The organism is Pseudomonas lactucae (assembly GCF_036688725.1).
Taxonomy (GTDB): Bacteria; Pseudomonadota; Gammaproteobacteria; order Pseudomonadales; family Pseudomonadaceae; genus Aquipseudomonas; species Aquipseudomonas lactucae.
Genome location: NZ_JAQQPT010000007.1, coordinates 105,602 through 119,321, shown reverse-complemented (window position 1 = coordinate 119,321; position 13,720 = coordinate 105,602). Strand labels below are relative to the sequence as shown.

Below are 13,720 nucleotides of genomic sequence, written 5' to 3'. Positions count from 1 at the left end.
GTCCGTAGCCGTGCGGACCAAAAGGAGTCGTGTCATGTCATCGCTTGATAGCCTGAGTACCCTCAAGACCCTGAAAATAGACAGCAAAACCTATCACTACTTCAGCTTGCCCGAAGCCGCCAAGAGCCTGGGCGACCTGGGCAAGTTGCCGATGTCGCTCAAGGTGCTGCTGGAAAACCTGCTGCGCTGGGAAGACAACAAGACCGTCACCGGTGCCGACCTCAAGGCCATTGCCGCCTGGCTCAAAGAGCGCCAGTCCGACCGCGAGATCCAATACCGCCCCGCCCGTGTGCTGATGCAAGACTTCACCGGGGTGCCCGCCGTGGTCGACCTGGCCGCCATGCGCGCCGCCGTGGCCAAGGCCGGAGGCGACCCGCAGCGCATCAACCCGCTGTCACCGGTGGACCTGGTGATCGACCACTCGGTGATGGTCGACAAGTTCGGCAACGCCGACGCCTTCGAACAAAACGTCGACATCGAAATGCAGCGCAACGGCGAACGCTACGCCTTCCTGCGCTGGGGCCAGAGCGCCTTCGACAACTTCAGCGTGGTGCCGCCGGGCACCGGCATCTGCCATCAGGTCAACCTCGAATACCTGGGCCGCACCGTGTGGACCAAAGACGAAGACGGCCGCACCTACGCCTTCCCCGACACGCTGGTAGGCACCGACTCGCACACCACCATGATCAACGGCCTCGGCGTACTCGGCTGGGGCGTCGGCGGGATCGAAGCGGAAGCGGCGATGCTCGGCCAACCGGTGTCGATGCTGATTCCGGAAGTGATCGGCTTCAAGCTCACCGGCAAACTCAAAGAGGGCATCACCGCCACCGACCTGGTGCTGACCGTGACCCAGATGCTGCGCAAAAAGGGCGTGGTGGGTAAATTCGTCGAGTTCTACGGCGACGGCCTGGCCGATCTACCCCTGGCGGATCGCGCGACCATCGCCAACATGGCCCCGGAATACGGCGCCACTTGCGGCTTTTTCCCAGTGGATGAGGTCACCCTCGACTACCTGCGCCTGTCCGGGCGCCCGGCCGAAACCGTCAAACTGGTGGAGGCCTACACCAAAGCCCAGGGCCTGTGGCGCAACGCCGGCCAGGAGCCCGTGTTCACCGACAGCCTGGCCCTGGACATGGGCAGCGTCGAAGCCAGCCTCGCCGGGCCGAAACGCCCGCAGGACCGCGTGGCCCTGCCGAATGTCGGCCAGGCCTTCAGCGACTTCCTCGACCTGCAATTCAAACCCACCAACAAGGAAGAAGGCCGCCTGGAAAGCGAAGGCGGCGGCGGTGTGGCCGTGGGCAATGCCGACCTGGTGGGCGAAGCCGATTACGAATACGAAGGCAACACCTACCGCCTGAAAAACGGCGCGGTGGTCATCGCCGCCATCACTTCGTGCACCAATACCTCCAACCCCAGCGTGATGATGGCCGCCGGGTTGGTCGCCAAAAAAGCCGTGGAAAAAGGCCTGACCCGCAAACCCTGGGTCAAAAGCTCCCTGGCGCCGGGTTCCAAAGTGGTCACCGACTACTACAAGGCTGCCGGCCTCACCCAATACCTGGACGCGCTCGGCTTCGACCTGGTGGGTTATGGCTGCACCACCTGCATCGGTAACTCCGGCCCATTGCCCGAGCCGATTGAAAAAGCCATCCAGAAGGCCGACCTCACCGTCGCCTCGGTGCTGTCCGGCAACCGCAACTTTGAAGGCCGCGTGCACCCACTGGTCAAAACCAACTGGCTGGCTTCGCCGCCGCTGGTGGTCGCTTATGCCCTGGCCGGCACCGTGCGCATCGATATCAGCAGCGAGCCGCTGGGTAACGACAAGGACGGCAAGCCGGTCTACCTCAAGGACATCTGGCCGAGCAGCCAGGAGATCGCCGACGCGGTGGCGCAGGTCAGCACCGGCATGTTCCACAAGGAATACGCCGAGGTGTTTGCCGGCGACGCGCAGTGGCAGGCCATTGAAGTGCCGCAGGCCGCCACTTACGTATGGCAGCCGGACTCCACCTACATCCAGCACCCGCCGTTCTTCGACAACATTGCCGGCCCGCTGCCGGTGATCGAAGACGTCAAAGGCGCCAACGTGCTGGCCCTGCTGGGGGATTCGGTGACCACCGACCACATCTCCCCCGCCGGCAACATCAAGGTCGACAGCCCCGCCGGCCAATACCTGCGCGAGCAAGGCGTGGAACCGCGTGACTTCAACTCCTACGGCTCACGCCGGGGTAACCATGAAGTGATGATGCGCGGCACTTTCGCCAATATCCGTATCCGCAACGAAATGCTCGGCGGCGAGGAAGGCGGTAATACGCTGTATATCCCCACCGGCGAGAAGATGCCGATCTACGACGCCTCGATGAAATACCAGGCCTCGGGCACGCCGCTGGTGGTGATCGCCGGGCAAGAATACGGCACCGGCTCGAGCCGCGACTGGGCCGCCAAGGGCACCAACCTGCTGGGGGTCAAGGCGGTGATCGCCGAGAGTTTCGAGCGCATCCACCGCTCCAACCTGGTGGGCATGGGCGTGCTGCCGTTGCAGTTCAAGCTGGACCAGAACCGCAAGACACTCAAGCTGACCGGCAAGGAGAAGCTCGACATCCTCGGCCTGACGGACGTGGACATCGTGCCGCGCATGAACCTGACGCTGGTGATTACGCGGGAGGATGGCGGTAAAGAGAAGGTCGAGGTGCTGTGCCGGATCGACACGCTCAATGAAGTGGAGTACTTCAAGTCAGGCGGGATTTTGCACTATGTGCTGCGCCAGTTGATTGCCTCTTGAAGAACGACGTAAACCAATGTGGGAGGGGCTTGCTCCCGATAGCAGTGTGTCAGTCAATACATCAGTGACTGAACCACCGCTATCGAGAGCAAGCACCCTCCCACATTTTGACCGCGTTTAATGTTTCAGATCAGCCGAACAACCACTTCCACAGCAGCACCAGCACCGCCACCGCCAACACCGGCCGGGCAATGCGGTAGGCCTTGGGATGCTTGCGCTTCCACTGCTTGACCACACCGCTGAACTTGTCGCTGAAGGTCTTGCTCCAGGCATACGCCTGGTTGATCCCGCCGACGCGCTCGTCATCCAGGTTCTGTGGCGCCGTGGCGCGCCCCAGCTGCTTGCTGACCCAACGGTTGACGCGGGTCATCAGGCGGTTGCTCAGCGGGCGTTCGATGTCGCAGAACAGGATCACGCGGGTCTGCTCGGTTTCGTTCTTCACCCAGTGCACGTAGGTTTCGTCGAACATCACGTCTTCACCGTCACGCCAGGCATAGACCTGGCCATCGACGAAGATGCGGCAGTCATCGGAATTGGGCGTGGACAGCCCCAGGTGATAACGCAGGGAACCGGCAAACGGGTCGCGGTGCGGGTTGAGGTGGCTGCCGCCCGGCAACAGCGCGAACATGGCGCCCTTGACGTTGGGAATGCTGCTCACCAGCGCCACGGTTTTCGGGCACAGCGCCTCGGCCGATGGCAGCGGTTTGTCGTACCACTTGAGGTAGAAACGCTTCCAGCCTTTCTTGAAGAACGAACCGAAACCGGCGTCGTTGTTCTTTTCGGCGGCGCGGATGTAACCCTCGTCGAACAGATGCATGGCCTCTTCGCGGATCACTTCCCAGTTGTCCTTGAGCACATCCAGTTCCGGGAACTTGCTGCGGTCCAGGTAAGGTTTGGAGGGCACCGCCGAAAACAAGTACATCAAGGCGTTATACGGGGCGAACAGCGCCGAATGGTTGACGAACTGGCGCAACATCGGCAAACGGGCCTTGCCGCGCAGATGTACATACAGCGTGCTGCCGATAAACAACAGCAACACCGACAACTTGGCGGCCAACGAAAAGGTCATGTAGCAACTCCTGGAAATAAGCGCCTGGCCAACAGCAGACGTAGCAGCCGGCCATGATAAACAGTTGGGCCAGTATGCAGAAGGCCCAGACTATCGGCGCTGACCCAAATCAAGCCTGGTTTTCCTGCTCGGTAAACAAATCGCTGAACAGCATGCTCGACAGGTAGCGCTCACCGGAGTCCGGCAACACCACGACGATGGTTTTGCCCTGCATCTCCGGTTTTTCGGCCAAACGCACGGCCACGGCCATGGCGGCACCGCAGGAGATGCCGCACAAAATCCCCTCTTCCTGCATCAGGCGCAGGGCCATGGCCTTGGATTCGTCGTCGGTCACCAGCTCCACGCGGTCAACCATCGACAGATCGAGATTTTTCGGCACAAAGCCGGCGCCGATCCCCTGGATTTTGTGCGGGCTGGGCTTGATCTCTTGCCCGGCGAGCGCCTGGGTGATCACCGGCGACACGGCCGGCTCAACCGCCACCGACAGAATCGGCTTGCCCGCGGTGTTCTTGATATAGCGCGATACGCCGGTGATGGTGCCGCCGGTACCCACGCCCGCCACCAGCACGTCTACCGCACCGTCGGTGTCATTCCAGATTTCCGGGCCGGTGGTTTTCTCGTGGATCGCCGGGTTGGCCGGGTTTTCGAACTGGGCCGGCATAAAGTAGGTGGCCGGGTCGCTGGTGACGATCTCGCCGGCTTTTTCGATGGCGCCTTTCATGCCCTTGGCCGGCTCGGTCAGCACCAACTCGGCCCCCAGGGCCTTGAGCACCTTGCGCCGCTCCAGGCTCATGGACGCCGGCATGGTCAGCAGCAGCTTGTAGCCGCGTGCGGCGGCGACAAACGCCAGGCCGATGCCGGTGTTGCCCGACGTCGGCTCGACGATGGTCATGCCCGGCTTGAGTTTGCCGCTGCTTTCGGCGTCCCAGATCATGTTGGCGCCAATGCGGCACTTCACCGAATACCCAGGGTTACGCCCTTCGATCTTGGCCAGGATGGTCACGCCACGCGGGGCGATGCGGTTGATCTGAACCAGGGGCGTGTTACCGATCGAATGCGCGTTGTCTGCAAAAATTCGGCTCATGACGGGTCCTATTGGGCAATTTCAGGAAGGCAACAAGGGTATGCCTCGTGTTGCGAAGCGTCCAGTCGGAGGAACGTTGAGCGCGTCTCGGCAGTCAATTTGCTACACGCAAGGAGAACTGCCCCATGAAACGTCGCTACAGTTGGCCGCTATGGACCGTCGCCGGGCTGGTGGTGCTGCTGGTTGCCTTGAACATCGCGTTGCCCTATCTGGTACGCAACTATTTGAATGAAAAGCTCGCGGACATGGGCGACTACCGTGGCGAAATCGCCGATGTGGACCTGGCTTTGTGGCGTGGCGCCTATCGCATCAACGGCCTCAAAATCGTCAAGGTGGACGGCAAGGTGCCCGTACCGTTCGTCAACGCTCCGCTCATCGAATTCGCCGTCAGCTGGCACTCGTTGTGGTACGACCATGCCGTAGTCGCCGAGGGGCAGTTCGTCAGGCCTGAAGTCAACTTCGTCGACGGCGGTGCGAACAAGCAAGCATCCCAGACCGGTAAAGGCACGGATTGGCAAGAGCAGTTGAGCAAACTGTTGCCCATCACCCTCAACGAAATACGCATAGAAGACGGCAAGATTGCCTTCCATAACTTCACCTCCAAACCTGCGGTGAACATCAACGCCACGTCGGTCAACGCCAGTTTCTACAACCTGACCAACGTGGTCGACGTCAAAGGCAAGCGCGATGCCCGCTTCGACGGCAAGGCCCTGCTGCAAGGCCAGGCGCCGCTGGAAGCCAGTGCCACCTTTGACCCGCTGAGCGATTTCGAAGAGTTCGAGTTCCGCTTCCGCGCCCGCGACCTGCAGCTCAAGCGCATGAACGACTTCGCCTCGGCCTACGGCAAGTTCGATTTCAAGGCCGGTACCGGCGATGTCGTGATCGAAGCCCAGGCCGAAAAAGGCCAACTGCGCGGTTATATCAAGCCCTTGCTGCGCGATGTCGAAGTTTTCGACTGGCAGCAGGACGTGGAAAACAAGGACAAGAACATCTTCCGCTCGATCTGGGAGGCCGTGGTGGGCGCCGGCGAGACCGTGTTGAAAAACCAGGGCAAAAACCAGTTTGCCACCCGCGTCGAACTCAGTGGCAGTGTGCATCAGCAAGATGTCAGCGCGTTCTCTGCGTTTTTAGCGATCTTGCGCAACGGTTTTATCCAGGCCTTCAACGCACGGTATGAACAGCCCAAGCCGTCAGCGGACTGAGGCCAGGGTGACTGGCCATTCAGAGACTGAATAACCCGTCTGCGTTCACAGTCGCCGGGGCTGCGCGGTATAGTCCGGGCATTGATGAATGCGAGGAAACACCGATGAAGTTCGAAGGCACCCAGGCCTATGTGGCTACCGATGACCTGAAACTGGCCGTCAACGCCGCCATTACCCTGGAGCGGCCGTTGCTGGTCAAGGGCGAACCGGGCACCGGCAAGACCATGCTCGCCGAGCAACTGGCCGCGTCGTTCGGCGCCAAGTTGATCACCTGGCACATCAAGTCCACCACCAAGGCGCATCAGGGCCTGTACGAGTACGACGCGGTCAGCCGCCTGCGCGACTCGCAACTGGGCGTGGACAAGGTGCACGACGTGCGCAATTACCTGAAGAAGGGCAAGCTCTGGGAGGCGTTCGAGTCCGAAGAGCGGGTGATCCTGTTGATCGACGAAATCGACAAGGCCGATATCGAGTTCCCCAACGACCTGCTGCAGGAACTCGACAAGATGGAGTTCTACGTCTACGAGATCGACGAGACCATCAAGGCCAAAAAACGCCCGATCATCATCATTACCTCCAATAACGAAAAAGAGCTGCCGGACGCGTTCCTGCGCCGCTGTTTCTTCCACTACATCGCCTTCCCCGACCGCGCCACGTTGCAGAAGATCGTCGATGTGCACTACCCCGACATCAAGAAAGACCTGGTCAGCGAAGCGCTGGACGTGTTCTTCGACGTGCGCAAGGTACCGGGCCTGAAGAAAAAGCCGTCCACCTCCGAACTGGTCGACTGGCTCAAGCTGCTGATGGCCGACAACATCGGCGAAGCGGTACTGCGCGAGCGCGACCCGACCAAGGCCATCCCGCCCCTGGCCGGTGCCCTGGTGAAGAACGAGCAGGACGTGCAATTGCTGGAGCGTCTGGCGTTCATGAGCCGTCGCGGTAACCGCTGATGCTGCTCAACCTGTTCAACGAGATGCGCGCCGCCAAGGTGCCGGTGTCGGTGCGCGAGTTGCTCGACCTGATCAACGCGCTCAAGCAGCGCGTGACCTTCGCCGACATGGACGAGTTCTACTACTTGGCCCGGGCGATCCTGGTCAAGGACGAGCGGCATTTCGACAAGTTCGACCGCGCCTTCAGTGCCTATTTCAACGGCCTGGAAAAGCTCGACGACCACTTGCAGGCGCTGATTCCCGAAGACTGGCTTCGCAAGGAATTCGAACGCTCACTCAGCGATGAGGAGCGCGCACAGATTCAGTCCCTCGGCGGCCTGGACAAGCTGATCGAGGAGTTCAAGAAACGCCTGGAAGAACAGAAAGAACGTCACGCCGGCGGCAACAAATGGATCGGCACCGGCGGCACCAGCCCATTCGGTTCCGGCGGTTACAACCCGGAAGGCATTCGCGTGGGTGATGCGGGCAAGCGCCAGGGCAAGGCGGTGAAAGTCTGGGACCAGCGCGAGTACAAGAACCTCGACGACCAGGTGGAACTGGGCACGCGCAACATCAAGATCGCCCTGCGCCGCCTGCGCAAATTCGCCCGCCAGGGCGCGGCCGACGAGCTGGACATCGATGGCACCATCGACCACACCGCCCGCGATGCCGGGCTGCTGAACATCCAGATGCGCCCCGAGCGACGCAACACCATCAAGCTGTTGCTGCTGTTCGACATCGGCGGTTCGATGGATGCCCATGTGAAGATCTGCGAAGAGCTGTTCTCGGCGTGCAAGACCGAGTTCAAGCACCTGGAGTATTTCTACTTCCATAACTTCGTGTACGAATCGGTATGGAAGAACAACCAGCGCCGCACCTCGGAACGCACCTCCACCCAGGACCTGCTGCACAAGTACGGCGCCGACTACAAAGTGATCTTTATCGGCGATGCCTCGATGGCGCCGTACGAGATCACCCAGGCCGGCGGCAGCGTCGAGCACTGGAACGAGGAGCCGGGGTATGTGTGGATGCAGCGCTTCATGGCCAAGTACAAGAAGCTGATCTGGATTAATCCGTATCCGAAGGACACCTGGGACTTTACGGCGTCGACGGGGATTGTGCGGGAGTTGGTGGAGGATCAGATGTATCCGCTGACGCTGCGCGGGCTTGAGGAAGGGATGCGGTTTCTTTCCAAGTGACCCTGATCTGCGATCCAATCCACATCCAATCCACATCTTAATTTGCGGCGCTATTTAAATCGGCGCAAATATTCGATGTGCCGCCGATGCGCCGTCTCCTGCACCACCGGCACCAACCTCACCTTTTCCCCCGGCAAACACTGCGCCAGTCGCGCCAGCGATAGAGGCGTCAGCGCGCCCAATCGCGGATACCCGCCAATGGTCTGCCGATCATTGAGCAATACAATCGGCTGCCCATCCGGCGGTACCTGGATGGCGCCCAGGGGAATCCCTTCGGAAATCAGCGACGGCCCCTGATACTGCAACGGCGTGCCCAGCAAGCGCATGCCCATGCGGTCGGCGCGGCTGTCCAGGGCCCAGTCGGTGTTGAACGCATCGAACAGGCTCTGGCCGCTGAACTGGCCAATTTGCGCGCCGACAATCACCTCCAGCGGCGCTTTAGCGGGCAAGGCGGGCTCGCTCAGAACGTTCATCGCCCCGCCCGTGCCTGAATACGCCAGGCGCCCGCCTTCGGCCAACGCCTTGCCGAAACCGTCCACCCCGCCCAGGGCCTCACGCACGACAGTGGCGCAACTGCCCAGCACCTGCGGCGCCTCAAACCCACCCGGCGCCGCGAGGTAAGCCCGCGCACCGCTGAACGGCTGGGTAAAGCGCAGGCGCTGGCCCTTTTGCAGGATAAAACTGCGTCCGGGGCTAATGGCGCGCTCGTCGACGTACGCGCCCAGGTCCGCACCGGCCAAGGCCAGCAGGCAATAATCCTCAGCCTGTACGGTAAACCCACCCAGGGTGACTTCCACCACTGGCGCATCCAGCGCATTACCCAGCAGCCAGTTGGCCCAGGACATCGATACCCAATCCAGCGCGCCGCCCTGGGTCACACCCAGGTGGCGCACGCCAAAGCGACCGGCGTCCTGTAACAGGCACAGCGGCGTGCTGGCCTCAATGATCAAGCGGCTCATGCCTGCGTCTCCAACGGCGTGTCGTCGCCACCCAAGTGGATGAACTCGGCGTGATCGACCGATTCAAAACGTACCGTGTCGCCGGGCCGCATCAGGCTGTAACCGTCACGCTCGCGGTCAAACAGCTTGGACGGGGTGCGGCCGATCAGGTTCCAGCCACCGGGGGAAACCACCGGGTAAGCTGCGGTTTGCCGTTCGGCAATGCCGACACTGCCGGCCGCCACGCGCTTGCGCGGGGTGTTCAGGCGTGGAGTGGCAAGGCGTTCGTCCACCAGCCCCATAAAGGCAAAACCGGGGGCGAAACCAAGGGCGAACACTTGGTATTCATGGGCGCTGTGGCGGCGGATCACGTCGTCTACCGTCAGTCCGCTGCGCTGGCTGAGCAACGTCAACTCGGGGCCGACGCTCAGGTCGTACCATACCGGCAACACATGGCACTGGCCGCTGCCCTGGGCCAGGGGTTGCAGGTCGGTGAGCGCCTGGTCGATCAGTTCGTGTGCCTGGGCCGGGTTCAACGCGGTGAGGTCGTAATGCACCATCAAGGTGGTGTAGGACGGCACCAGATCCACCAACGCCGCACCGAACTCATTGCGCAGACGCTGGGTGGCGGCGAGCATCCACGGCATGTTGGCTTCGGCGATCACGTCAAACAGACGCACCATCAGGCAGTCGATGGCGACCACTTCAATGCGTGGCTTCATGCTGGCTTCAACGCCTCGCGGATACGCTGCACCGCCGCGATCGAACTGGCGTTGTCGCCGTGTACGCACAGGGTATCGGCCTGCAGGACCAGAGGGCTGCCGTCGCTGGCGGTCAGCGGTTGGCCACGGGAAATGGTCAGGGCCTGTTGCACGATGGTCTCGACGTCATGGTGCACCGCACCCGGTAACTGGCGGGACACCAGGTGGCCGTGGTTGTCGTAGGCACGATCAGCAAAGGCTTCGAACCACAGGGTCACGCCGTATTCGTCGCCCAGGGCCTGGACCGCGCTGTTGTCACGGGTGGCCAGCAGCATCAGCGGCAACTCGCCATAGGCGGCCATGGCCTGGATCACCGCGCGCAACTGCGCGGGGTTGGCCATCATGTCGTTGTACATCGCGCCGTGAGGCTTGACGTAACTGACCCGCCCCCCCTGCGCCCGGCAGATGCCGTCGAGCGCGCCGATCTGATAATGCAACAGGTCCTGGATTTCCTGGGGCGTGTACTGCATGGAGCGACGGCCAAAGCCTTGCAGGTCTTGATAGGCCGGGTGTGCACCGACTTGCACGCCATGCTTGAGCGCCAGGCTGACGGTCTTGCGCATGATGCTCGGGTCGCCGGCATGGAAGCCGCACGCCACGTTGGCACAATCGATGAACGGCATGACCTCGGCATCCAGACCCATGGTCCAGTTGCCAAAGCTTTCGCCGATGTCGCAATTGAGTAAAAGGCGGCTCACGCTGGTCGCTCCTGTAGGCTTTGTTTTTTTGTAGTGTGGGATCTTTTACCAAGATCCCGCAACGCTGTTGTCCTGACACCCAACGACGCTTATCGTGGAATGGCTCGATTTTTGGCGCTTGCCCGCGACGCGTCCAACTAATAAAAACCGATCCATGCATAAGAAAAGTTGATCCCATGAATTTGAAGTTTCTCGAAACCTTCGTCTGGGTAGCCAGGCTCAAGAGCTTTCGCCTGACCGCCGATAAGCTGTTCACCACCCAGGCGTCGATTTCCAGCCGCATTGCCGTGCTGGAAAGCGAACTGGGGGTGAAGCTGTTTCTGCGTGATTCACGCGGCGTGAGCCTGACCCCGGACGGGGTGAAGGTGCTCGACTACGCCGAGCAGATGATGGTGACCATGCAGGGGTTGAAACAGTCCCTGGAGACCACCAGCAGCAAGGTCGGGCGCATTCGCATCGGCGCGATGGACACGGTGATCCACACGTGGCTCAGCCCGCTGGTCGCCGAATTGATGGACCAGTTTCCCCTGGTGGAAATCGAATTGGTCGCCGATACCGCGCTCAACCTCAGCGATCAGCTGCAAAAAGGCTTCCTCGATCTGATTCTGCAAACCGATCTGCTGCGCCTGGAAACCGTGCGCAGCCTGGAGTTGTGCAGCCACCCCATGGCCTGGATCGTCGCCAGCCAGTCGATCTATAACCGCGACTATGCCTCCCTCGCCGAACTGGCCCAGGAACGCATCATCACTTACTCGAAAAACTCCCACCCGCATCAGGATGTGCTGAGCCTGATGCAGGCCAACGGCGTGGCCGCGCCACGCATGAACTGTGTGAATTCAGTGTCGGCGATTACCCGCTTGCTGCGCGACGGGTTTGGGATTGGCGCATTGCCGCCAGTGCTGGTCAGTGAAGAACTGGCGCGCGGGGAATTGCTGATGTTGCCGATGGCGCAGCGTTTGCCGAACTTGCAGGTGGTGGTGTCGTGGCGCGTGGGCGTGGAGCTGGTGGAGGAGATCGTGGGGTTGTGTCAGAAGGTGGTGGCGCGGTATGCCGAGGAAGTCGGCGAAGAGCGGATGGTGCTGAGCACACCGATTTGACTGAAGAAACACGATTAAAACTGTGGGAGCAAGCCCCCTCCCACGGTTTGACCGAGTTGGGTCTTTAGAGGCCCTTGAGGTCACGCTCTTCAATCGGCCGGCTCTGGCGCATGCGTTTGCCGCCCAACACGATCCAGTCGATCAAACGGAACAGGCATTCCAGGCCGAACGACAACAGCATCGCCCCGCCCAGCCCCCAGCCCATCGCCTCTGGCGTCAGCAGGATCTGGTAGCTGTAGCCGTTCCAGGTTTCCAGGCGAATGTCCGGGTCGGCCGCCACCGCCACCTGCAGCGCGCGGATGTACCACGGGCCTTGCATGGCCTGGAATTGTTTATCCAACGCCACCTGACGATCGAGCATGGCGCCCAGGCTGTTGGCGTCGCTCTGGAACACCGGATCATCGCTGGCGCGGTAGTGCGCCACCAGGGCCTGCAAGTCACCCTTGAAAAACTGCTGCGCGGTGGATTCAAACCCGCGCAGGCCGGTCTGGGCCTCGATCAGGTGGGCTTCGACGCGCTTGGCGTAGTCATTGATAAACCCCGGCACTTGCACGCCGACCAACAGGCCAATGGCAAACAGCACCAACCGCAGATAGCTGAGCAGCATGGTCGATATCCTTACTCGGTAATGCCCTGGCTGACGCATTCACCGCGTCGCCACAGGCTCCATTGGCCCGGTTCATAGCGGGTCCAGTTTTCGTTGTCGGTCAACGGCTCGGTGGCGATCACTGTCACGACGTCATTGGGGGTGGTTTCGGCTTGAAAATCGACGATCACGTCGACATCTTTCAAGCGCGCCGGGCCAAACGGGGCACGGCGCGTGATCTGCGCCAACTTGGTCGAGCAGTAGCAGAACAGCCAGTCGCCATCGCTGAGCAGGCAATTGAACACGCCTTTGCTGCGGTATTCGGCGCAGGCAGCAATCAGGTCCGGCAGCATTTGCTCGATGTCCACCGGTTCGGGGAAGGCTTCGCGCACACGGTTGAGCAAGTCGCAGAAGGCCGCTTCGCTGTCGGTATCGCCCACCGGTCGATAGAAGGTGGCGCGAGGGCTGAAGTCCGCCAGTTGGCCGTTGTGCGCAAAACACCAGTTGCGCCCCCACAGCTCACGCACGAACGGATGGGTGTTGGCCAGGCTCACCTTGCCCACGTTGGCCTGGCGGATATGGCCGATGACCACTTCACTCTTGATCGGATAACGCTGCACCAGCAGGGCGACTTCCGATTCACTGCTGGCGGCCGGGTCCTGGAACAGACGCAGGCCACGGCCCTCATAGAAGGCAATACCCCACCCGTCGCGGTGCGGGCCGGTGCGCCCACCGCGCTGCATCAGCCCGGTAAAGCTGAACACGATGTCGGTAGGGACGTTGGCACTCATGCCCAATAATTCACACATGCCAGGGCTCTCGCTGCAACGTTAAAGGCGCGGTTCGACCCGCATACCGCTCACCGGCGCCGGACGACGGAATGGCTCGTCGTCATCCTCGTGCGGCTCGGCGGCCAACGCGGCATCCGTGGCGGCCTTGCGCTCACGGCGCGCATTGGCCGCGCGCTCGATGGGCCAGCGGATCAACACAACTACCAGGTACACGCCAAAGGCGATCATCGTGTACATGAACAGGTCGGAAATCGCCCGCCAGGCGTTGTTACCGACCTTGAGCACCAGGTCCAGGGCGGTGATGGCCACGGCCGGCGCGAACTGGGTCTTGACCGGGTCGACGATGGTCGGGCTGAACAGCAGCACCGCCATCAGCAGTTGCAACGGCTCGCGCAGCCAGCGCCAGATCCAGCGGGTCATGCGCCACCACACCAACAGGCAGCCCAAAGCGGCGAAGGCGTAAAGGCCCCAAGCGGTCAGATAGTCGTTCTCGGTCATGGTGTCCATGGCAAGGCTGGCAAAGAGGCGGCTATGATAACGGCTTTTGCGTGTCGCGGCTGCAATGCCTGCCACCGTCCGCCAGACAGAGA

At 61.5% G+C, this 13,720-nt stretch carries 13 protein-coding genes; 5 read left to right on the top strand and 8 right to left on the bottom strand.

Going from position 1 to position 13,720, the window contains the following annotated elements; translation table 11 throughout:
* Positions 1 to 34 precede the first annotated feature (34 nt).
* Positions 35 to 2,776: an aconitate hydratase AcnA gene (gene acnA / locus V6M90_RS10005; protein WP_332846409.1), complete on the top strand. Its 2,742-nt coding sequence runs from the start codon at positions 35 to 37 to the stop codon at positions 2,774 to 2,776.
* Between the two features lie 130 nt (positions 2,777 to 2,906).
* Here the strand turns inward: acnA and V6M90_RS10000 are convergent, their stop codons facing one another.
* Both V6M90_RS10000 and cysK read right to left on the bottom strand, forming a co-directional pair.
* Positions 2,907 to 3,845: an aspartyl/asparaginyl beta-hydroxylase domain-containing protein gene (locus V6M90_RS10000; protein WP_003172550.1), complete on the bottom strand. Its 939-nt coding sequence runs from the start codon at positions 3,843 to 3,845 to the stop codon at positions 2,907 to 2,909.
* Positions 3,846 to 3,954: 109 nt separating this feature from the next.
* The gene (gene cysK / locus V6M90_RS09995) at positions 3,955 to 4,929 is read right to left on the bottom strand and encodes a cysteine synthase A (RefSeq protein WP_332846408.1); all 975 of its coding nucleotides are present in this window, start codon (positions 4,927 to 4,929) and stop codon (positions 3,955 to 3,957) included.
* 125 nt (positions 4,930 to 5,054) lie between these two features.
* Between cysK and V6M90_RS09990 the strand changes: the two genes are divergently transcribed.
* The 3 genes from V6M90_RS09990 to V6M90_RS09980 all read left to right on the top strand — a co-directional run bounded on the left by V6M90_RS09990 (position 5,055) and on the right by V6M90_RS09980 (position 8,259).
* Positions 5,055 to 6,131 carry a DUF748 domain-containing protein gene (locus V6M90_RS09990; protein ID WP_003172546.1) on the top strand — a complete coding sequence of 359 codons (1,077 nt, stop codon included), beginning with the start codon at positions 5,055 to 5,057 and terminating at the stop codon, positions 6,129 to 6,131.
* A 104-nt stretch (positions 6,132 to 6,235) separates the two neighbouring features.
* Positions 6,236 to 7,081, top strand: a complete 846-nt coding sequence (locus tag V6M90_RS09985) for an AAA family ATPase (protein WP_141064519.1) — start codon at positions 6,236 to 6,238, stop codon at positions 7,079 to 7,081.
* On the top strand, positions 7,081 to 8,259 hold the full coding sequence (locus V6M90_RS09980; protein WP_003172544.1) for a vWA domain-containing protein: 1,179 nt from the start codon (positions 7,081 to 7,083) through the stop codon (positions 8,257 to 8,259). The genes V6M90_RS09985 and V6M90_RS09980 overlap by 1 nt, the downstream gene beginning before the upstream one ends.
* Before the next feature lie 50 nt (positions 8,260 to 8,309).
* Here the strand turns inward: V6M90_RS09980 and V6M90_RS09975 are convergent, their stop codons facing one another.
* Genes V6M90_RS09975 through V6M90_RS09965 form a run of 3 tightly spaced genes read right to left on the bottom strand, consistent with a single transcriptional unit; the run spans position 8,310 to position 10,656 of the window.
* On the bottom strand, positions 8,310 to 9,218 hold the full coding sequence (locus V6M90_RS09975) for a 5-oxoprolinase subunit C family protein (RefSeq protein ID WP_003172543.1): 909 nt from the start codon (positions 9,216 to 9,218) through the stop codon (positions 8,310 to 8,312).
* Positions 9,215 to 9,919 carry a 5-oxoprolinase subunit PxpB gene (gene pxpB / locus V6M90_RS09970; RefSeq protein ID WP_332846407.1) on the bottom strand — a complete coding sequence of 235 codons (705 nt, stop codon included), beginning with the start codon at positions 9,917 to 9,919 and terminating at the stop codon, positions 9,215 to 9,217. The genes V6M90_RS09975 and pxpB overlap by 4 nt, the downstream gene beginning before the upstream one ends.
* Positions 9,916 to 10,656 (bottom strand): 5-oxoprolinase subunit PxpA, encoded by a 741-nt coding sequence (locus V6M90_RS09965; RefSeq protein WP_003172539.1) that lies wholly within the window; start codon positions 10,654 to 10,656, stop codon positions 9,916 to 9,918. The genes pxpB and V6M90_RS09965 overlap by 4 nt, the downstream gene beginning before the upstream one ends.
* A gap of 176 nt (positions 10,657 to 10,832) precedes the next feature.
* On the opposite strand from V6M90_RS09965, the gene V6M90_RS09960 reads away from it, so the two are divergent.
* Positions 10,833 to 11,753, top strand: coding sequence for a LysR family transcriptional regulator (locus V6M90_RS09960; protein WP_003172538.1), 921 nt, complete (start codon positions 10,833 to 10,835; stop codon positions 11,751 to 11,753).
* Between the two features lie 64 nt (positions 11,754 to 11,817).
* Here V6M90_RS09960 and V6M90_RS09955 read toward each other — a convergent pair whose 3' ends face one another.
* From V6M90_RS09955 to V6M90_RS09945, 3 genes are read right to left on the bottom strand one after another with little or no spacing between them, the layout of a single operon-like run.
* Positions 11,818 to 12,360, bottom strand: a complete 543-nt coding sequence (locus tag V6M90_RS09955; RefSeq protein ID WP_003172537.1) for a DUF2937 family protein — start codon at positions 12,358 to 12,360, stop codon at positions 11,818 to 11,820.
* A gap of 11 nt (positions 12,361 to 12,371) precedes the next feature.
* Complete coding sequence (locus V6M90_RS09950; RefSeq protein ID WP_003172536.1) at positions 12,372 to 13,148, bottom strand: class II glutamine amidotransferase; 777 nt, start codon at positions 13,146 to 13,148, stop codon at positions 12,372 to 12,374.
* Positions 13,149 to 13,169: 21 nt separating this feature from the next.
* On the bottom strand, positions 13,170 to 13,703 hold the full coding sequence (locus V6M90_RS09945) for a hypothetical protein (protein WP_042944342.1): 534 nt from the start codon (positions 13,701 to 13,703) through the stop codon (positions 13,170 to 13,172).
* Positions 13,704 to 13,720: the final 17 nt, after the last annotated feature.

What these genes read in the sequence shown, in the direction of transcription:
- cysK (WP_332846408.1), bottom strand. Translation starts at nt 4,929, where the DNA reads ATGAGCCGAATTTTTGCAGACAACGCGCATTCGATCGGTAACACGCCC.
- V6M90_RS09990 (WP_003172546.1), top strand. Translation starts at nt 5,055, where the DNA reads ATGAAACGTCGCTACAGTTGGCCGCTATGGACCGTCGCCGGGCTGGTG.
- acnA (WP_332846409.1), top strand. Translation starts at nt 35, where the DNA reads ATGTCATCGCTTGATAGCCTGAGTACCCTCAAGACCCTGAAAATAGAC.
- V6M90_RS10000 (WP_003172550.1), bottom strand. Translation starts at nt 3,845, where the DNA reads ATGACCTTTTCGTTGGCCGCCAAGTTGTCGGTGTTGCTGTTGTTTATC.
- V6M90_RS09975 (WP_003172543.1), bottom strand. Translation starts at nt 9,218, where the DNA reads ATGAGCCGCTTGATCATTGAGGCCAGCACGCCGCTGTGCCTGTTACAG.
- V6M90_RS09960 (WP_003172538.1), top strand. Translation starts at nt 10,833, where the DNA reads ATGAATTTGAAGTTTCTCGAAACCTTCGTCTGGGTAGCCAGGCTCAAG.
- pxpB (WP_332846407.1), bottom strand. Translation starts at nt 9,919, where the DNA reads ATGAAGCCACGCATTGAAGTGGTCGCCATCGACTGCCTGATGGTGCGT.
- V6M90_RS09955 (WP_003172537.1), bottom strand. Translation starts at nt 12,360, where the DNA reads ATGCTGCTCAGCTATCTGCGGTTGGTGCTGTTTGCCATTGGCCTGTTG.
- V6M90_RS09985 (WP_141064519.1), top strand. Translation starts at nt 6,236, where the DNA reads ATGAAGTTCGAAGGCACCCAGGCCTATGTGGCTACCGATGACCTGAAA.
- V6M90_RS09950 (WP_003172536.1), bottom strand. Translation starts at nt 13,148, where the DNA reads ATGTGTGAATTATTGGGCATGAGTGCCAACGTCCCTACCGACATCGTG.
- V6M90_RS09980 (WP_003172544.1), top strand. Translation starts at nt 7,081, where the DNA reads ATGCTGCTCAACCTGTTCAACGAGATGCGCGCCGCCAAGGTGCCGGTG.